The organism is Aeromonas sp. ZOR0001 (assembly GCF_000801015.1).
Classification (GTDB): Bacteria; Pseudomonadota; Gammaproteobacteria; order Enterobacterales; family Aeromonadaceae; genus Aeromonas; species Aeromonas veronii.
This window is the reverse complement of the sequence record NZ_JRJY01000033.1, coordinates 194,907-212,225: the sequence shown is the minus strand read 5'-3', so window position 1 is coordinate 212,225 and position 17,319 is coordinate 194,907. Positions and strand designations below refer to the sequence as shown.

Genomic DNA, 17,319 nt, shown 5'->3' with positions numbered 1-17,319 from the left:
TTGCTTTGCCACTTCCCGCAGAAATCAGAACGAGGTGCGGCGGTAGCGGCGATATTCCGGATGCCAGAAGTTGGCGTCGATGGCCTGATCGATCACCTCGTCCGGGGTCTGCACCGCCTTGCCTTGCAGCATGGCGGTCTTGGCCACCATCTTGGCGATGTAGCGGGAGACCTGATGGATATCTGCCAGATCCGGCAACAGAGAACCCTCCTCCCCTTTCACCAGCGGCGAACACTCCGCCAGCGCGCGACTGGCCGACATCAGCATGGCGTCGGTCACCCGGGTGGCGCCGGAGGCGATGACGCCAAGGCCGATCCCCGGGAAGATGAAGGAGTTGTTGCACTGGGCGATGACGTAGCGCTTGCCCTTGTGCTCCACCGGTGCAAACGGACTGCCGGTGGCCACCAGCGCCTGACCGTCGGTCCAGCGGATAAGGTCAGCCGGCGTCGCCTCGACCCGGGAGGTGGGGTTGGAGAGCGGGAAGATGATGGGACGGGCACAGTGCTTGTGCATGGTCTTGACCACCTCTTCGGTGAACAGCCCCGGCTGACCGGAGACCCCGATCAGGATGTCCGGGCGGCCGTGCTCCATCACCTCCAGCAGGGAGATGTTGTCCCCCACCGGCCAGTCAGCGATCCGCTCTACCGGTTGGGAGAGACGGCGCTGGAAGTCGAGCTGGTTGGGGATCTTGTCGGTGATAAGACCAAAGCGGTCCACCATAAAGACACGGCTGCGGGCCTGGGCATCGGTCAGCCCCTCGGCCTTCATCTGTGCCACGATCTGCTCGGCGATACCGCAACCGGCGCTGCCCGCCCCGAGGAAGGCAACCCGCTTCTCGGAGAGCTTGGCGCCGGAGGCCTTGCAGGCGGCGATCAGGCTGCCCAGCGTCACCGCCGCGGTACCCTGAATATCGTCGTTGAAGCAGCAGAGCTCGTTCTTGTAGCGGTTGAGCAGCGGCATGGCGTTGTTCTGGGCGAAATCCTCGAACTGCAGCAGGATATCGGGCCAGCGGCGCTTGACCGCCTGAATGAAGGCATCGACAAACTCGGCGTACTCATCCCCCGAGATACGCGGATTGCGCCACCCCATATAGAAGGGGTCATTCAGCAGTTGCTGGTTGTTGGTGCCCACATCCAGCACCACCGGCAGGCAGTAGGCGGGCGAAATGCCACCACAGGCGGTGTAGAGGGAAAGCTTGCCGATGGGAATGCCCATGCCGCCGATACCCTGGTCACCCAGACCCAGGATCCGCTCGCCATCGGTCACCACGATCACCTTGACGTTCTGCTTGGTGGCGTTTTGCAGCATGTCATCGATCCTGTCCTTGTCCGGATAGGAGATAAACAGGCCACGGGCGCGGCGATAGATGTTGGAGAACTCCTCGCACGCCTTACCGACGGTCGGGGTGTAGATGATGGGCAGCATCTCGGTCAGGTGGTTGTGCAGCAGACGGTAGAAGAGCGTCTCGTTGGTATCCTGGATGTTGCGCAGGTAGATGTGCTTGTCCATGTCGTTGCCAAACGCCATGAACTGGCGATAGGCGCGCTCGGCCTGCTCTTCGATGGTCTCGATATTCTGGGGCAACAGACCTTCGAGGTTGAAGTTGCTGCGCTCTTCACTGGTGAAGGCGCTGCCCTTGTTGAGCAAAGGGGTCTCCAGCAGGGCGGGACCGGCGTAGGGAATGTAGAGAGGACGTTTCTGGTTATTATCTTCAAACATGGATCTTGGTACCTAAACGGTTAGCTAGACGCAGGGACCCGCCGATCCTAGGGGCTTGTCTCATTAATTTCAAAGAGTTTGCACATCCGTTGCAAAAGGTTTGCGACCCAGTCGACGAAAGGCGCCGGGGGTCTGACCAGTCAGACGACGAAAGCGGTTGGCAAAGTTGGCCCCATCGCTGTAACCGACCCGGGCCGCCAGCTCGCCAAGTGGCCAGTTGGTATAGAGCAGCAGCTGGCGCGCCTTGTTCATTCTGAGCTCGGTCACCCTCGCCATCGGCCCCATACCGAACGCTTGCTGACAGAGCCGGTGCAGATGGGGAACGGAGCAGGCCATCTGTCGGGCCAGCAGGGCGACACTCCAGGGTTCGTCCAGGCGCGCCTCCACCCGGCGAAACAGTGCCTGCAATCTGAGTTCAGGGGTGCCACGCACCTCCCCTTGCAGGGTGCGCTCCAGCAGCGCCAGCAACAGGCTGAGCAGTTGGGGTTGCAGCGGGGAGCGAATCCCCTCCCCCTGCATCAGGCTGAGCAGATGGTAGAGCTGATCGCCGCCATCCCCTTGCCAGATACGGTGACCAAGGCGATGCAGGTGCTGCCAGCGCGGCACGTCATCGAGCAAAATCCAGCTGATCTGCCAGCTTTCGCCAATCAGCTTGAGACCGCCAGGCACGGCGGCGGGCAGGAAAATCAGCGACCCGGCCGGAATGGCTTGCTCCCCCTCGTCGGTGAGCAGCGCGCCACCCTCATCGTGACTCACCATCAGAATGTGAAACTCAGGGCGATTGCGACGGATCAGGTAGTGATCCCGCACCCGGGAGAGGCCGGTCAGGAAGATCCCCGCCTCGCCGAGCAGGGGCAGCCCTTCACGTCCCAGCATCAGCTCTTCACAGGCTGGCGCTATCTCCAGACACTCGCTGGCAAATGGCATAACACCTCAACAGGATAGTTTTACACAAGAAAACCGAGAGCTACTCACAGTGAGAAGAGCCTCGTCAGCCCCTATCATACCCCTGACAAACCTTGCTTTTCTCATACCCGGTTAACAACTATGAATTATTGGCAAGCGATTTTAAAACAAACCACCGATCGCGAGTTCATGACCCGATTGTGGCGGCTGGCCCTGCCTGTCTCGCTGCAATCCATGATGTTCTCCCTGCTCGGCCTCATCGATATCATGATGGTGAGCCAGCTTGGCACCACGGCTGTGGCGGCGGTCGGCTTGGGTAACCGGGTCTTCTTTTTCAATCTGCTGGTGATAGCGGGCCTCGCAGGCGGGGTCTCGGTATTGGCAGCACAATACTTCGGGCGCGGGGAGATGGCCGGGGTACGCCGCTCCCTGGCGCTGGCCATAGTGGGCGCCCTGCTGGTCACCCTGCCCTTTGCCTTCATCTATGTGTTATCACCGGGCAGCGTGCTGGGTTTTGCCAGTCAGGATCCGGCGCTGCGGGCACTGGCGGATCAATTCCTGATGATCACCGGCGCCACCATCCTCTGTACCGCCATCGTAGTGCCGCTGGAGTCGGCGCTACGCTCGGTCGGCAATGCCGCCGCGCCGACCCGCATCGGCATTATCGCCATCATCGCCAACGTCATCCTCAACTACGCCCTCATCTTCGGTCACTTCGGCTTCGAGGCGATGGGGGTCGCCGGTTCGGCCTGGGGCACCACCATTTCCCGGCTGCTGCAGACAGCCCTGCTACTGCTCTACGTAAAGCGTTATGAAGCGCGCCTGATCCCGCGCGCACCAGACTGGCTGGCCGCCTTCAAGCGCAAGGAGGTGGTGCGCTTTACCCTGATCGCCCTGCCGCTGCTGTTCCATGACGGCCTCTGGGCCTTCGGCATGCTGATTTACGGCTTTCTCTACGCCCATCTTGGCACCGATTCGCTGGCCATCATGACCACCCTCGGCACCCTGGAGAGCATCCTGATCTCCCTCTTCTTCGGACTGGCGGTGGCCTGCTCCACCCTGCTCGGCCACCGGCTCGGGGCCGAGGAGTACGAGATTGCCTGGCAACACTCCCAGCTCTTCCTGCTGCTGGCACCGATTGGCGCGCTACTGGTGGGGATCATCGTCTGGCTGCTGCAAGCCAACCTGCTGCAGTGGGTCGGCAATCTACCCCCCGAGCTGATGACGGAAGCGGGACAGGTGCTCGGCATCATGTGCCTCGGGATGCTGCTCAAGGTGTTCAACATGGTGGGGATCATCGGGGTACTTCGCTCTGGCGGCGATGTGAACTACAGCATCTTCATCGATATTGTCGGCATGTGGTGCATCGGCATCCCGCTCGCCTGGGTGGCGGTCACGCTGCTCGGCTGGCCCCTCTCCTGGGTGGTGGCGGTGGTGCTGCTGGAGGAGCTCAGCAAGGTGTTGCTGGTGCAGCGCCGTATTCGCCAGCGCTGCTGGTTGAAGAATCTGGTGATCGGATAAACAGCCACAAATCGGGGTCATATCAATGACAGAAAAACCCTGTTTGCAGTATGCTGGGCGCCTCTTCAATCAGAGACAGGGATCCACGGTTTCCCTGTCCAGTAGTCGTTTAAGGAGACGAGCATGCAACCACAGAAAGAGCTGATCACCGAGACGGCCCTGCTTGAGATGGCCAACAAGATCATCAAAGAGCATGAAGACTTCATCCACGGTATGCGCGCCGATTCGGTGGAGCAGAAGGGGGATATTCTGGTGTTCAAGGGGGAGTATTTCCTGGCCGAAGACGGCACCCCGACCGGCAAGACCATGGCGGTCTTCAATATGTTCAAGCTGCTGGCCCAGCAGCTCTCCGGCAAGTACAAGCTGGCCTGATCTCACCAGCTCATTGCCAACAGGATGCCGCCCTCAGGCGGCATCTGTTTTTGCGCGGTTCTGACCCTCGACCACCACGCAGTTGCGTCCCGCCATCTTGGCCTGATAGAGACACTCGTCGGCACGGTTGATCAGAATATCGATGGTGTCATCGGCACGAGCCATGGCAATCCCGATACTCACCGTCACCTCCAGCAATTCGTCCGAGGTGGGGCTCTTCACCAGCCGCGCCTCGACGGCAATGCGCAGCCGCTCGGCCATTTTGCTCGCCAGCGCCGGATCTGTGCAGTTGTGCATCAGGATGGCAAACTCTTCGCCGCCATAACGCCCCAGCACCATGTCAGGCTCCAGCTGCTCCCCCAGGGTGGTCGCCACCTCCTTGAGCACCGCATCCCCCGCCAGATGGCCGTAGATATCGTTGATCCGCTTGAAGCGATCGAGATCCAGCAGCATCACCGCAAAGGGCTTCTTCTTGAGTTGCAGCCGGATTCTGGCCTGCTCCAGCTGCTTCATCAGCAAGCGGCGGTTCATCATGCCGGTCAGCTCATCGGTGGTCGATTCCCGATATAGCCGCAGCAGCATGTTGAGCTGGCCGCACTGCACCCAGCAGCTGGCCATGGTAAACATGCCGAGCACCCACACCTGATTCAGGGTGGCCTGACTCCAGATGCTCTGGCCCACCAGCAGCCAGTGGCCCAACAGCATGGTCACCAGTACCACGCCTGCCAGTTGCAAGCCGAGGGAGAGGGGGATGGGGAAGATGGCAAACAGGGTGATCAGCAGATAGGGAAAGGCAGCATAGCCCGCCTGCAACTCCTGTCCGGCGCCAAAGCTGTTCAGGCAAAAGAGGGAGAAGAGCATCATCACGGCCATCAGGTAGCCAAGGGCCAGCTTCATCCGTTCCCGCTTGAAGTGGATGAGGTACGAGAGCGGAATAAGTGGCGAGAGCGCCAGGGTGCAGAAGATCCTGGCCTGGAACAGCTGCTCGAAATGAACGGCGGGCAAGGTCAACCAATCCACCACGGCCCAGGCGGGCAAGCCGAGCATCAGCAAGCAGGTCAGCAGGCGCAAACGCACCGTCATAAAGCCCATGCGAGTACGAGTAAAGTCTTCGGAGTGAACCCTCGCACTCCAGAACTCTGACAACTTGAGCATCCAGAGTCTCCACGATGAATACTGAGGGCTCATTCTACACCTACAAAGTGGTAAAAATGTCATTAGCGGGGAGAATAAAAAGGAGAGGTCGGTCACACAAACCGACAGATGATAATCGCAGCGCGCAAACGTTTCAACCCATCAAAAAATAAACCTTTTTTTGCATAATTAGCGCTGGTCAGCCTCATTTCAATCACTACAATAGCGCCCAATTTTCTCCCCCTCCCCACACAATTCGAGGTACTTATGGAACAGGCTGCTGTCACACGCGCCAATCGAGAGGCACATCCACCCAGGCGAGCCCATAGCGAACTGGTCTATGGCATAGAGGATGTCCCGCCTCTGCCCCAGACGCTGTTCGCCGCCCTGCAGCATATGCTCGCCATGTTTGTCGCCATCATTACCCCGCCCCTGATTATCGCCAATGCCCTCGGCCTCCCTGCCGCCGACACCCGTTATATCGTCTCCATGTCGCTGGTCATGTCCGGCATCGCCTCCTTCATTCAAACCCGCCGCTTCGGCCCCATCGGTTCCGGCCTGCTCTCGGTACAGGGCACCAGCTTCAACTTCCTCGGCCCCATCATCGCCTCCGGTCTCGCCCTCAAACAGGCCGCCATACCCACCGAGGATCTGTTGGGCACATTGTTCGGCACCATGATGGTTGCCGCACTCACTATCGTGGTGATGAGCCGCTTCCTCCATCTGGTGAAACGGATCATCACCCCGCTGGTCACCGGCATAGTGGTGCTGCTGATCGGCCTGACCCTGATCAAAGTGGGCCTGATCAGCATGGGCGGCGGCTATGCAGCCCTCTCTGATGGCAGCTTCGCCAGTCACACCAACCTCTTCCTCTCCCTGCTGGTGCTCGGCCTGATCGTGTTGCTGCAACGCAGTCGCAACCCCTGGTTGCGCCTCTCCGCCATCATGATCGCCATGCTGGCGGGCTATGCCGTGGCGCTGTTGCTGGGCAAAGTGAGCGCCCCCACCTTCGACGGCCCGCTGGTGATGGTGCCCATTCCGCTCCACTACGGTCTCGGCTTTGACTGGCAGCTGTTCGTGCCGCTCGCCATCATCTTCGTGGTGACGGCGCTCGAAGCGATCGGCGACATGACCGCCACCTCGGATATCTCCGGCGAGCCACTGGAAGGGCCTGTCTATATGGAGCGGATCAAAGGCGGCGTGCTGGCTGATGGTGCCAACTCCATGCTGGCGGCAGTTTTCTCCACCTTCCCCATGTCCACCTTCGCCCAGAATAACGGCGTTATTCAGCTGACCGGGGTGGCCAGCCGCCACGTCGGGCTCTTTATCGCCGCCATGCTGGCCCTGCTCGGCCTGTTCCCGGCGGTCGCCAGTCTGGTACAGCAGATCCCCGAGCCCGTGCTGGGGGGCGCCACTATCGTGATGTTCGGCACCATCGCCGCCGCCGGGGTGCGCATCATTGCCCGCGAGGAGCTGGACAGACGCGCCCTGATGATCCTGGCGGTGTCGCTCGCCATGGGGCTGGGAGTCGCGCAGGTGCCGGAAGTGCTGCAACACCTGCCGGAGCTGGCCAAGAGCGTGCTCTCCTACGGCGTCGCCACCGGTGGCATTACCGCCATCGTGCTCAACCTGCTGCTGCCCAAGCGCGAAGCGCGCCACTCCTGAGACGTCATCAACCGATAGCAGACTCAAGCCCCGCACTGCGGGGCTTTACCTTGTCAGCCGCCACGGGTAGTGTGCTGAGCAGCCTTTTTTGAGGATGCCGCCATGCCCTATCCCCTGCTCTCCCCCCTCTCCAATACCGCTTCACCCGCACAGATACTGGCGCAAGAGCAGAACTGGCTGCGCGACTGTGCCCATGACGGCCAGCCCCGCGCTCACCTGTGGCAGGCGCCCCAATGCCTGATTGTCACCCGCAAGGATACCCGCCTCCCCCGTTACGAAACCGCCTGCCAGCAACTTGCAGATGAAGGCTGGCCGGTACATGTGCGCGACAGCGGTGGCACCGCCGTGCCCCACGGGGCGGGGATCCTCAACCTATCCCTGCTGCTGCCCCGCACCACCACAGATCTCACCCACTACTACCGGCTGCTGGGGGCACCGCTGCTGACCCTGTTGGCGGAGTACGGCCTTGAGGGAAGCTATGACTTCGTACCCGGCTCCTTTTGCGATGGTCAGTACAATCTGGTGATCGGGGGACGCAAGATCACCGGCACTGCCCAGCGTTGGCTTGCGCCGGGACAGGATCACCAGGGCGCCGTGCTGGCACAAGCCATGCTGCTGGTGGCGGGTGATGTGGATGAGGGAACCAGGATGGCGAGCCGCTTCTACGAGCTGGCGGGCGGCGAGCTGCGTTTTATGGCGGGAACCTCCACCACGCTAGCAAGCTGCATCGATTGGCACGGTAGCGATCAGGCACTGGTAGAGAAAGTGCGAGCACGTCTGGATAGCCTGCTGAGCGAGGGGCTATCTCCCTCATCCTGACCTTATCCCGAAGGGAGAGGGATAGTCCCCATCCTTAGACACAACGCACAAAAAAGCCACGACCGGAGTCGTGGCTTGTTCTTTTCAAGGGGAGCGTGAAACGGGCTGAGGCGTTCAGGCTGTCTGCGGCTCCGGCTCGGCTTCGCTATCCAGATCCCGGCTAAAGTAGGCGCGGGTCTCGGCGATCACCACATGGCGCAGGCCAATCAGGCCGATGAGGTTGGGCACCGCCATCAGGCCGTTAACGATATCGGCCAGCAGCCAAATCATGTCCAGATGGAGGAAAGCACCGCTCGCCACCAGCGCCAGATAGACCAGACGATAGGGCTTGATTGCCTTAACCCCGAACAGGTATTCGGTGCAGCGCTCGCCGTAGTAGTTCCAGCCAAGGATGGTGGTAAAGGCGAAGAACAGCAGGCCAATGCTCACCAGATACTGGCCAACATGGGCATCGAGCCCCTGGGCAAAGGCCAGACTGGTCATGGCCGCGCCGCTTGCATCGCCGCTCCACACGCCGGTGACCACCAGGGTCAGGCCGGTCATGGTGCAGATGATGATGGTGTCGATGAAGGTACCTGTCATGGAGACCAGCCCCTGCTCCACGCACGAATCGGTCTTGGCCGCCGCCGCCGCGATGGGCGCAGAGCCCAGTCCCGATTCGTTGGAGAAGACCCCGCGCGCCACCCCGGACTGAATGGCCAGCATGATGCTGGCACCGACGAAGCCGCCGGTCGCCGCATGGCCGGTGAAGGCACTCTCGATAACCAGCATGACGGCATCGGGCAGGGCGCTGGCGTTGTTCACCAGCACACCCAGACAGGCGACGATGTAGAAGATGGCCATGAAGGGCACCACCTTGCTCGACACGCTGGAGATGGATTTGATCCCTCCCAGGGTCACCAGCGCCACGATCAGGGTCAGCACCACGGCGGTCGCTTCACGGGGCACCGAGAAGGAGAGGCTCATGGCGTCGGAGATGGCATTGACCTGCGGGAAGGTACCGATCCCGAAGAAGGCGACGCCGATGCCAAACAAGGCAAACAGCTTGGCCAGCGGCTTGGAGCCAAGCCCCTTTTCCAGATAGTACATGGGGCCACCCGCCATCTGGCCGTTGGCATCCTGCTCGCGGTATTTGACCGCCAGCAGGCACTCGGCGTACTTGGTAGCCATGCCGAACAGCGCTGCCATCCACATCCAGAACAGGGCACCGGGACCACCGAGCTTGATGGCGGTAGCCACCCCGACGATGTTGCCGGTACCAATGGTGGCAGAGAGGGCGGTACAGAGGGCGCCGAAGCTGGAGACATCCCCCTGCTTGCCCTGCCCCTGATCGCGGCCAAAGACCAGCCGCAGAGCGAGCGGCAAGCGCACCACCTGAAGCAGACCCAGACGCAGGGTGAGATAGATACCGGTCCCGACCAGCAGGATCAGCAGGGGCGGCCCCCAGATAAAGCTATCGATGGCGGTTAACGCCGATTGAATTGATGACATGCATCCTCCTTAAGAAACAGAAATTAAGGAGGAGAAGGATGATCTTCCCATAGGTGTCGCGATCGGCCAGAGGCGATCGGATGCGGGCCAAGCCCAGGTACAACCATCCCATCCCCTCTGTCCTTTTGCCTGAGAGTTTCCGGCGCCAGCCTGCCCTTGCGGGTAGTCATGGTGCCTTGCTCCTTCGGCGCCCGATTTAACGGGTCTCTCCAGAGTATCGTCCAGTAGCAGTCCACACCGGTTGCCCGGTACCTGAAAGATTCACTTCTTCGGTGGATGGTTGCCCATCGCTCTCCTGCTACCTTCATCCGAACTAGTTTGGATTAGGAAGTCGGCATGTTAATCCAAAAAATGTGAGCTGTCTCGCACTTGGCCGCCCCCATTTATATTTTTTTAGTGACCGCCAGAACCGCGACAAGAATGTTAAATGTTAGTTAACTATCAACAAGTTAGGCTCTCACGAATCAAATGTGGTCCAAACGGGAAAAATGGCAGATAGAGAACAGTGATCCCTCTCGTTTCGCCAAGAAAATCTTGCCAACATATCCAATCAAAATGCTTGCACACAGAATCAATAAGCCGATAATCCGCTGCATAACCAAGCACTTTGTTATCAATTTATGCACTGTGTTCGGTTGGTCCCACCGGACCGCTCGCCTGACCCGGCCGTCGCCGGTTCAATCGCATATGGCTTGGGCATATCACGCCCCCTAAGGATGACCAAAAGAGAATGAACGAGACCCTGGTTGCAAAAGATGTGGTCGCACAAGATTACCGTCAGCTGGTTGAACAATTCGGCTCCCCCCTGCTGCTGCTCGACAAGGCAGCCGTCCGCAAACAGTATCGGGCCCTGGCCGCCGCCCTGCCCGATGTACGATTGCACTATGCACTCAAACCCCTGCCCCATGAGGCGGTGGTCTCTGTCTTGAAGGAAGAGGGGGCCTGTTTCGATCTGGCCACCAATGGCGAAGTGGATCTGGTGCGCAGTCAGGGGGTTCGCCCGGGACGTTGCATTCATACCCATCCCATCAAGCGCGACAGCGATATCCGTTATGCGCTGGAGTTCGGTTGCACCGTGTTTGTCTACGACAACCCGCTGGAGCTGGAAAAGTTCATTCCCTACAAGGACGAAGTGAAACTGCTGCTGCGGGTCAGCTTCCCGAACCCCGAGACCAAGGTCGATCTCTCCAAGAAGTTCGGCTGCACTCCGGAGCAGGCGCTGCCGCTGTTGCAACTGGCCCACGCCAAGGGGATCAAGGTGATGGGGCTGTCGTTCCACGTCGGCTCCCAAGTACCCCACGCCCGTCGCCATGTGCAGGCCATCGACGCCTGCCGCGAGATCATGGAGCAGGCCTGGGCGCTCGGGCTCAAGCCCTGGGTGCTGGATATCGGCGGCGGTTTCCCGGTGGATTATGAAGGGGGCGAATTCGATATCGACGGCTTCTGCGCGCCGATCCGCGAAGCGCTGGCCAAGTTGCCCGCTACCGTGCAGAAGATTGCCGAACCGGGCCGCTTTATCAGCGCACCGGCCATGACTTCGGTATCCAGCGTGATGGGCAAGGCCCACCGTGGCGACAAGATCTGGTATTACCTGGATGACGGTCTCTACGGCAGCTACAACGGCCAGCTCTATGACCACGTCACCTATCCGGTGAGCACGCCTTATGCCAGTGGCGAGCAGCACAACTCGGTGCTCTCCGGCCCCACCTGCGACAGCGTGGATGTGATCCGCGATGGCATCATGCTGCCGGATCTGGCTATCGGCGAACTGGTGATTGGCAAGGTGATGGGCGCCTACACCTGGGCCTCCGCCTCCACCTTCAACTTCTTCCCCAAGGCCAGCATCCTCATTCTGGACAGCAGCCAGAAGGGGCAGAAGCTGGTGGCAGTAGCCTGAGCACACCGCTCGCTCGCCAACAGATTCACTGGGCAAAAACAAGAGGGGGAAGCTTGAGCTTCCCCCTCTCTCATTTCTCCAACCCCTATCAGATAAACTGACTGGTCAGCAGCCAGCCGGTGTAGGCGACGAAGCAAGTCAGCAGCACGCCCCCCTCCAACCGGTTGATACGGCCCTGCTCCTTGCGGCCCAGACACATCACCAACAGCAGCAGGGTTAGCCCCATCATGATGCTCCAGTCACGGGTGAGCACCTCCGACGCCACATCGAGCGGGTGGATGCCCGCCGCAATCCCCACCACCGCCAGGGTGTTGAACAGGTTGGAGCCGAGCACGTTGCCAAGGGCCAGATCATGCTCGTTCTTGCGAATGGCGATCAGGGACGAGGCCAGCTCCGGCAGGGAGGTTCCCACCGCGACTATGGTGAGGCCAATCACCAGATCGCTGATACCAAGCGCCTGAGCGATGGTCACCGCCCCCCAGACCAACAGGCGGGAAGCGCCGATCAGCAGCACCAGCCCGACCACCAGCCAGAAGATGGCGCTCTTGAGGGACATCCCCTCGCTCTCGATATCCTCGGCGGTCTCGGTATCCAGCGCATCTCCCTTGCCATTCATGCCAGCCCAGATGGACCAGCCCATCAGGGCAACGAAGACGGCCCCCAGAATGACCGCATCCATCCGGCCCAGATGACCATCGATCAGCAGGGCGCCGGAGAGCAGGGTAATGCCGAGCAGGATCGGGATCTCCTTGCGCACAACCTGAGAGGCCACCGCGATAGGGCTGATCAGTGCCGTCAGACCCAGGATCAGCGCGATATTGGTGATGTTGGAGCCATAGGCATTGCCAAGCGCCAACCCGGGATTGCCCTGTGACGCCGCCAGTGCCGAGACCACCATTTCCGGGGCCGAGGTACCAAAACCGATGATCACCATGCCGATCAGCAGCGGCGGCATCCCCGCATAACGGGCGGTGGCGGCAGCGCCATCGACAAACTTGTCTGCACTCCAGACCAGCAGCGCCAGTCCGGCAATCAGGGCAACAAAAGCCAGGGTCATAGGATCTTCATCTCTTGTTATCTGCAACGAAGCGCCAGCCCAAACGGGCAGGCACCATGGGAAAGTGGCGCCAGTGTAGCTGTGCCACCTCCCATTTCAAGGGGAAATCAAACCGTGATTAACATTTCACAGTGCAGCCAGCAGGCTCGCGGCATCGGAGACCTCAAACTTGCCCGGCGCCTCCAAAAACAGCTGCTCTACAACACCATCGTTGGCGATCAACGCAAAGCGCTGGGCGCGGATGCCGCCAAAGGCGCCGGTATCCTTGGCCAGGCCCAGCGCCCGGGTCCAGCTGCCATCGCCATCCGCCAGCATGGTGATCGCCTCGGCATTCTGGGCCGTCTGCCAGGCCCGCATCACGAAAGCATCGTTGACCGACAGACAGCAGATGGCATCCACCCCTTTGGCCATGAACTGATCGGCCAGCACCACATAGCCCGGCAGATGAGCATTGGAGCAGGTAGGAGTAAAGGCGCCGGGCACCGCAAACAGCACTACTTTTTTACCGGCGAACAGCGTCTTGCTATCCCGCAGCTGCTTGCCCTCGGCGGTGATAAAGGTAAATTCGCCCGCAGGCAGGGGTTGTCCTACAGCAATCATGATTTCTCGTCCTGAGTCGTGATGGGAAGTCGCCAGTTTATCCCAGAGTGACGATGCCGCCTAACAGCGGCTCTGAGCCTGACCATGGATAGCGGCAGGCATTTTCCCCTTGGGCAGACTACTCTTGAGCTGGTTTCACGGCGCCAGGAGGCCCCATGCAACACTATTACGATGGTCTGGAAATTCGTCCCCCCGCCATGCGCGAACAGCAGCAACTGGACCAGCTCAATCATCAGCTTACCCATGTCAGTCAATATTGCGCCGGTTACTCCAGCGCCTATCGCCAGTGCCGCCTCGAGGATCTGGCAGAGCTGGCCACCCTGCCACTGCTCGACAGCAAAGAGCTCTTTGCCGCCCAGCAGGCTCATCCCCCCTTTGCCGGTCTCACCGGCCGCCCCGCCAGTCAGGCGCTGCGGGTCTTCTCCTGTCCGGGCCAGCTGGCCATCCCCGAATATGCCGGGGCAGACTGGTGGGGGGCCACTCGAGCGCTGTTTGCCGCCGGTTTCAAGGCGGGGGAAGTGATGCTCAACGGCCACGACTATCATGCTGGCCCCACCGCCTTTATCTTCGATAACGGCGCCCGCCAGCTGGGGGCTCCCGTGGTACCCTGCGGCCCCCACGATACCCAGCGCCAGCTGGAGGCACTGCTGCGCTATCAACCCACCGGCTATGTCGGCCCGCTGGTGACCCTGCTCGACCTGCTGGAAGCGGCCGAGGCAGCGGAGATCCCGAGCGACTCGCTGCGCCGCGCCTTATTGTGTGAAGCAACCCATCCTGAAACCGCGCCACTGCGCGCCATTCACGGCATTGCGGCCCTCAATTGTCTGGTTTGGCAGGATGTGGGGGTGGTGGCCTACGAGAGTCAGCCCGGTCAGGGCTTTATCGTCAATGAGAGCTGCATCGTCGAAATCATCGATCCCGCCAGCGGCAATCCTGTGAGTGGCGACGAGACCGGCCAGCTGGTGGTGACCCGGCTCGATCTGGAGTATCCCCTACTGCGTCTGGCCACCGACTGGCAAGGTCACTGGCTCGCCAAGCCGAGCGCTTGTGGGCGCACCAATCGACGCCTCAAGCTGGTGTAGCAGACCAACTAAATGCACAAAGGCAGACGGGCAGCCATCAGGCTGCCCGTCTTGTCTCTGAACTGGAAAAGAAAATATCTAAAGAGAGACGTTAGCGTCTCGCCTGCCAGGTGGCGATGGCGAGCAGGGAGTCGGGGGTAAATTCGCTGGCGCGCTCGGCAATCTCGGCCAGGCTCATCCAGTGCACCGCGCTCACCTCTTCGGCCTGCAACTGCAGCGGCCCCTGATAACGGCAACTGAAGAGGCCACCCCAGACCCGGTAGCCCTCCCCTTCCGCATAAAAGCTGCCAAAGCCCTGCAGAGGAACATCCATAATCCCCAGCTCTTCGGCCAGCTCGCGGCGGGCGGAGCGCTCCATCTCCTCACCGGTGGTGACCACGCCACCGGCGCAGGCATCCAGCATGCCGGGGCAGAAATCCTTACTGAGGGTGCGTCGCTGCACCAGGATCCGATCCGCGTCGTCGAGCACCAGAATATAGCTGGCACGATGGCAGAGATTCTCCCGTCGCACCTTGGCTCGCTCGGCCACGCCAATCACCCGGTTATCCTCGTCCACCACATCAACCCATTCCACGCACAGGCCCTTTTATTTGTTCCATTCAAGCCCGCAGTATATCGGTGCAGCTCGTTGTCATCGCACAACTTTTTCGATGACGCCGTCAATTTGCCGAACTCACTGGCAAAATAAGGATTCATGCAAATCTTTATAAACCGTCATATCAGTGTCATCGACCGACACCATAGTGTGCCCTGTCAGGCAATCAGGGAACCGTGTGATGAAGGTATTCAAGCAGTTATCCCCACGGCAGATCGCTCGCTACATCAAGAGCTTTCATCGAGGCTATTTTGCCATCGAGTCGCTGGGGACATTTGAATTCAACGCGGGCAGGATCAGCCTCCATGGCCTGACCTGCCGCCAGCGGCTAAGACTGGCTCACCAGATCAATCTGGCGGTCAGACAACTTGGTCACCGCGACCCCTTGCCGGACATGTGAGTCAAAGGGTCTTGCCCTACTGTCTGTTGTGCATCCATGCTTTGCCCGCCGGCTACTCGCCGCGCGGGCCGTTTTCGATGTCAGTCACCTTTCCATTGCGCACCGTCACAAAGCGCATGAACTCGTTCTTGCCGAAGTTGTAGGTCCAGCGTTCGCCATATTTGACCTCAACCACAGTGCCGTGCAGATTCTCCTCGTTACGGGTAATATCTTCCCGCAACATCGGCTCGCCGCACTTGAGCAGCATCTCGGCGGTGCTGTCACCCTCGCTGATCAGAGCGTTCTTGCAGCGCATGGCATCGGCACTGGCCGGAATGCTTAGCAGCAACAGAGCAAGCCCCGCTACATTCTTCATCTTATTGCTCATCGGGTTCTCCTTATCCTCTCTAATGAGTCGCAGTATGCCTGTTCCCGTTTCTGAAAAAACCAGTCAATGGCGCAAAAAAGCCGCCCTTTTCTGCTCTCCAACCTGCTGACCGCGACAAATACTGTCTATCACATAACCCAAAAACAAACGGCGACCCGAGGGTCGCCGTTTGCATCAAGCCAGCAGGATCACAGGATGTCCAGCAGCTCGACTTCAAATACCAGTGCAGAGTAAGGCGGGATGGAGCCCGCGCCACGGGCACCGTAGGCCAGATCGTGGGGGATGTAGAGCTTCCACTTGGAACCAACCGGCATCAGCTGCAGCGCTTCAACCCAGCCAGCAATCACGCCGGTCACCGGGAATTCAGCCGGCTGGCCGCGAGAAACGGAGCTGTCGAATACACCACCGTGGGTGAAGGTACCGTGGTAGTGCACACGCACGGACTGACCGGCTACCGGAACGGCACCGTTGCCTTCTACCAGCACTTCGTACTGCAGACCGGAGTCGGTCACCTTCACTTCAGCGCGCTTGGCGTTATCAGCCAGGAAGGCTTCGCCGTCAGCAGCGGCGGCCTTGGCGGCGGCTTCCTGCTCTTCTTGCATACGCGCAGTGATCACCTGGAAGGCATCATTGATATCGTCACGGCTGACCGCGAACTCCAGACCATTCAGGGCATCTGCCAGACCTTGTTGCAGGGCCGGGATATCCAGACCGGCGAAGGCTTGCTGCGCCAGCTGATCACCCATGTTGCGGCCGATGCCATAGCTGGCCTTCTGTTCGATAGAGTCGTATTGGGACATTGAGATGTTGCTCCAGATCCATGTAGTAAAGAGGCGGGATAATATCAGACTTTTGGCCGGGGTGCTGCCGGGGGCGGCCCTGATTTCCCCGTCAGTGGGAGGAACTTCACACAAGATGCGGATGAACGCCGCCCAACGGCGGCGATCTGCTTAACCGCGATCCAGCAAGACTCTGACCGCAGCCACCTTGGCGCCATCGGTGATATTGACCCGACCATCATCCGAAGTGCCCATATTCACTCCGTGCGGCACCATGCCACCGCGCCAGCCCATGCCGGACATATGCACTTCACTCACCCCGGTGAACTCGATGATGGTACGCACGTTGTCGGCATTGACCCCGGCCCCCGGCATCAGGCTGGCACGCCCCGCCAGCGCCTGCTGCATCTCCTGCAGGGTTTCCAGCCCAGCCAGCGCGGTCGGCGCATGGCCCGAGCTCAGAATGCGCTCGCAACCGGCCGCGACTATGGTCTCCAGATCGAGGCGCCAGTCGGAGGAGAGGTCGATGGCGCGATGGAAGGTGACTCCCAACGGGCCTGCTGCATCCACCAGCTGTTTGAGTTTGGCGGCAGGCACCCGCCCCTCCTCATCCAGCAAACCGACCACCACCCCTTGCAGCCCCGCAGCGCGTGCCGCCGCGATATCTTGCAGCATCATCTCGATCTCGCCGTCGTTGAAACAAAAATCCCCGGCGCGCGGGCGGATCATGGCATAAACCGGCACTGTGGCATGGCGGGCCGCCTGCTGCATAAAACCGTAGGAGGGGGTCAGGCCGCCCAGACCCAGCGCAGAGCAGAGCTCGATGCGATCCGCCCCGGATTGCTGGGCGGTGAAGAGGGATTCCAGGTTGTCGATACAGATTTCAAGACGGGTCATGAGGACTCCTTTTTCGGG

General features: G+C 60.4%; 17 protein-coding genes and 1 riboswitch. Of the genes, 7 read left to right on the top strand and 10 right to left on the bottom strand.

What is annotated here, in order from left to right; all coding sequences use genetic code 11:
* Positions 1–24 precede the first annotated feature (24 nt).
* Positions 25–1,719: an NAD-dependent malic enzyme gene (locus L972_RS04140; RefSeq protein ID WP_005338379.1), complete on the bottom strand. Its 1,695-nt coding sequence runs from the start codon at positions 1,717–1,719 to the stop codon at positions 25–27.
* Positions 1,720–1,788: 69 nt separating this feature from the next.
* On the bottom strand, positions 1,789–2,646 hold the full coding sequence (locus tag L972_RS04135) for a helix-turn-helix transcriptional regulator (RefSeq protein ID WP_047435972.1): 858 nt from the start codon (positions 2,644–2,646) through the stop codon (positions 1,789–1,791).
* Positions 2,647–2,766: 120 nt separating this feature from the next.
* On the opposite strand from L972_RS04135, the gene L972_RS04130 reads away from it, so the two are divergent.
* Complete coding sequence (locus L972_RS04130; protein ID WP_047435970.1) at positions 2,767–4,146, top strand: MATE family efflux transporter; 1,380 nt, start codon at positions 2,767–2,769, stop codon at positions 4,144–4,146.
* A 123-nt stretch (positions 4,147–4,269) separates the two neighbouring features.
* Positions 4,270–4,518 (top strand): YciN family protein, encoded by a 249-nt coding sequence (locus tag L972_RS04125; protein WP_005338382.1) that lies wholly within the window; start codon positions 4,270–4,272, stop codon positions 4,516–4,518.
* Between the two features lie 33 nt (positions 4,519–4,551).
* Here L972_RS04125 and L972_RS04120 read toward each other — a convergent pair whose 3' ends face one another.
* Positions 4,552–5,673: a GGDEF domain-containing protein gene (locus L972_RS04120; RefSeq protein WP_047435969.1), complete on the bottom strand. Its 1,122-nt coding sequence runs from the start codon at positions 5,671–5,673 to the stop codon at positions 4,552–4,554.
* Between the two features lie 246 nt (positions 5,674–5,919).
* On the opposite strand from L972_RS04120, the gene L972_RS04115 reads away from it, so the two are divergent.
* Together L972_RS04115 and L972_RS04110 are read left to right on the top strand one after the other, a co-directional pair.
* On the top strand, positions 5,920–7,317 hold the full coding sequence (locus tag L972_RS04115; protein ID WP_047435967.1) for a nucleobase:cation symporter-2 family protein: 1,398 nt from the start codon (positions 5,920–5,922) through the stop codon (positions 7,315–7,317).
* Between the two features lie 102 nt (positions 7,318–7,419).
* Positions 7,420–8,136 carry a lipoyl protein ligase domain-containing protein gene (locus tag L972_RS04110; RefSeq protein ID WP_047435965.1) on the top strand — a complete coding sequence of 239 codons (717 nt, stop codon included), beginning with the start codon at positions 7,420–7,422 and terminating at the stop codon, positions 8,134–8,136.
* Between the two features lie 114 nt (positions 8,137–8,250).
* Here L972_RS04110 and L972_RS04105 read toward each other — a convergent pair whose 3' ends face one another.
* Positions 8,251–9,627 carry an alanine/glycine:cation symporter family protein gene (locus tag L972_RS04105; protein ID WP_005338391.1) on the bottom strand — a complete coding sequence of 459 codons (1,377 nt, stop codon included), beginning with the start codon at positions 9,625–9,627 and terminating at the stop codon, positions 8,251–8,253.
* 107 nt (positions 9,628–9,734) lie between these two features.
* A riboswitch (glycine riboswitch) is annotated at positions 9,735–9,850 on the bottom strand.
* A 507-nt stretch (positions 9,851–10,357) separates the two neighbouring features.
* On the opposite strand from L972_RS04105, the gene L972_RS04100 reads away from it, so the two are divergent.
* Positions 10,358–11,524 (top strand): type III PLP-dependent enzyme, encoded by a 1,167-nt coding sequence (locus L972_RS04100; protein ID WP_047435963.1) that lies wholly within the window; start codon positions 10,358–10,360, stop codon positions 11,522–11,524.
* Positions 11,525–11,612: 88 nt separating this feature from the next.
* On the opposite strand, the gene L972_RS04095 is transcribed toward L972_RS04100, so the two are convergent.
* Together L972_RS04095 and L972_RS04090 are read right to left on the bottom strand one after the other, a co-directional pair.
* A complete protein-coding gene (locus tag L972_RS04095; RefSeq protein ID WP_047435962.1) occupies positions 11,613–12,581 on the bottom strand; it encodes a calcium/sodium antiporter in 969 nt (322 codons plus the stop codon).
* A 126-nt stretch (positions 12,582–12,707) separates the two neighbouring features.
* A complete protein-coding gene (locus tag L972_RS04090; protein WP_047435960.1) occupies positions 12,708–13,181 on the bottom strand; it encodes a peroxiredoxin in 474 nt (157 codons plus the stop codon).
* 155 nt (positions 13,182–13,336) lie between these two features.
* Here L972_RS04090 and L972_RS04085 point away from each other — a divergent pair, with 155 nt between their 5' ends.
* Complete coding sequence (locus L972_RS04085) at positions 13,337–14,263, top strand: phenylacetate--CoA ligase family protein (RefSeq protein ID WP_047435958.1); 927 nt, start codon at positions 13,337–13,339, stop codon at positions 14,261–14,263.
* A gap of 91 nt (positions 14,264–14,354) precedes the next feature.
* On the opposite strand, the gene yfcD is transcribed toward L972_RS04085, so the two are convergent.
* The gene (gene yfcD / locus L972_RS04080) at positions 14,355–14,837 is read right to left on the bottom strand and encodes an NUDIX hydrolase YfcD (protein ID WP_047435956.1); all 483 of its coding nucleotides are present in this window, start codon (positions 14,835–14,837) and stop codon (positions 14,355–14,357) included.
* A 202-nt stretch (positions 14,838–15,039) separates the two neighbouring features.
* Here yfcD and L972_RS04075 point away from each other — a divergent pair, with 202 nt between their 5' ends.
* Entirely contained in the window at positions 15,040–15,258 is a 219-nt protein-coding gene (locus tag L972_RS04075) for a DUF1107 family protein (RefSeq protein WP_047435954.1), read from the top strand.
* A gap of 52 nt (positions 15,259–15,310) precedes the next feature.
* Here the strand turns inward: L972_RS04075 and L972_RS04070 are convergent, their stop codons facing one another.
* The 3 genes from L972_RS04070 to L972_RS04060 form a co-directional block, all read right to left on the bottom strand.
* Positions 15,311–15,625, bottom strand: coding sequence for a DUF2845 domain-containing protein (locus tag L972_RS04070; protein ID WP_047435952.1), 315 nt, complete (start codon positions 15,623–15,625; stop codon positions 15,311–15,313).
* Between the two features lie 188 nt (positions 15,626–15,813).
* Complete coding sequence (locus L972_RS04065; protein ID WP_047435951.1) at positions 15,814–16,425, bottom strand: FKBP-type peptidyl-prolyl cis-trans isomerase; 612 nt, start codon at positions 16,423–16,425, stop codon at positions 15,814–15,816.
* Between the two features lie 150 nt (positions 16,426–16,575).
* Positions 16,576–17,301, bottom strand: a complete 726-nt coding sequence (locus L972_RS04060) for a copper homeostasis protein CutC (RefSeq protein ID WP_047435949.1) — start codon at positions 17,299–17,301, stop codon at positions 16,576–16,578.
* Between the last annotated feature and the right edge of the window lie 18 nt (positions 17,302–17,319).

Bases quoted from the DNA above. Each gene is read 5' to 3' on its own strand.
- L972_RS04120 (WP_047435969.1), bottom strand. From the start codon at position 5,673: ATGCTCAAGTTGTCAGAGTTCTGGAGTGCGAGGGTTCACTCCGAAGAC.
- L972_RS04140 (WP_005338379.1), bottom strand. From the start codon at position 1,719: ATGTTTGAAGATAATAACCAGAAACGTCCTCTCTACATTCCCTACGCC.
- L972_RS04095 (WP_047435962.1), bottom strand. From the start codon at position 12,581: ATGACCCTGGCTTTTGTTGCCCTGATTGCCGGACTGGCGCTGCTGGTC.
- L972_RS04110 (WP_047435965.1), top strand. From the start codon at position 7,420: ATGCCCTATCCCCTGCTCTCCCCCCTCTCCAATACCGCTTCACCCGCA.
- L972_RS04100 (WP_047435963.1), top strand. From the start codon at position 10,358: ATGAACGAGACCCTGGTTGCAAAAGATGTGGTCGCACAAGATTACCGT.
- L972_RS04135 (WP_047435972.1), bottom strand. From the start codon at position 2,646: ATGCCATTTGCCAGCGAGTGTCTGGAGATAGCGCCAGCCTGTGAAGAG.
- L972_RS04085 (WP_047435958.1), top strand. From the start codon at position 13,337: ATGCAACACTATTACGATGGTCTGGAAATTCGTCCCCCCGCCATGCGC.
- L972_RS04065 (WP_047435951.1), bottom strand. From the start codon at position 16,425: ATGTCCCAATACGACTCTATCGAACAGAAGGCCAGCTATGGCATCGGC.
- L972_RS04075 (WP_047435954.1), top strand. From the start codon at position 15,040: ATGAAGGTATTCAAGCAGTTATCCCCACGGCAGATCGCTCGCTACATC.
- L972_RS04105 (WP_005338391.1), bottom strand. From the start codon at position 9,627: ATGTCATCAATTCAATCGGCGTTAACCGCCATCGATAGCTTTATCTGG.
- L972_RS04090 (WP_047435960.1), bottom strand. From the start codon at position 13,181: ATGATTGCTGTAGGACAACCCCTGCCTGCGGGCGAATTTACCTTTATC.
- L972_RS04060 (WP_047435949.1), bottom strand. From the start codon at position 17,301: ATGACCCGTCTTGAAATCTGTATCGACAACCTGGAATCCCTCTTCACC.
- L972_RS04130 (WP_047435970.1), top strand. From the start codon at position 2,767: ATGAATTATTGGCAAGCGATTTTAAAACAAACCACCGATCGCGAGTTC.
- L972_RS04070 (WP_047435952.1), bottom strand. From the start codon at position 15,625: ATGAGCAATAAGATGAAGAATGTAGCGGGGCTTGCTCTGTTGCTGCTA.
- L972_RS04125 (WP_005338382.1), top strand. From the start codon at position 4,270: ATGCAACCACAGAAAGAGCTGATCACCGAGACGGCCCTGCTTGAGATG.
- L972_RS04115 (WP_047435967.1), top strand. From the start codon at position 5,920: ATGGAACAGGCTGCTGTCACACGCGCCAATCGAGAGGCACATCCACCC.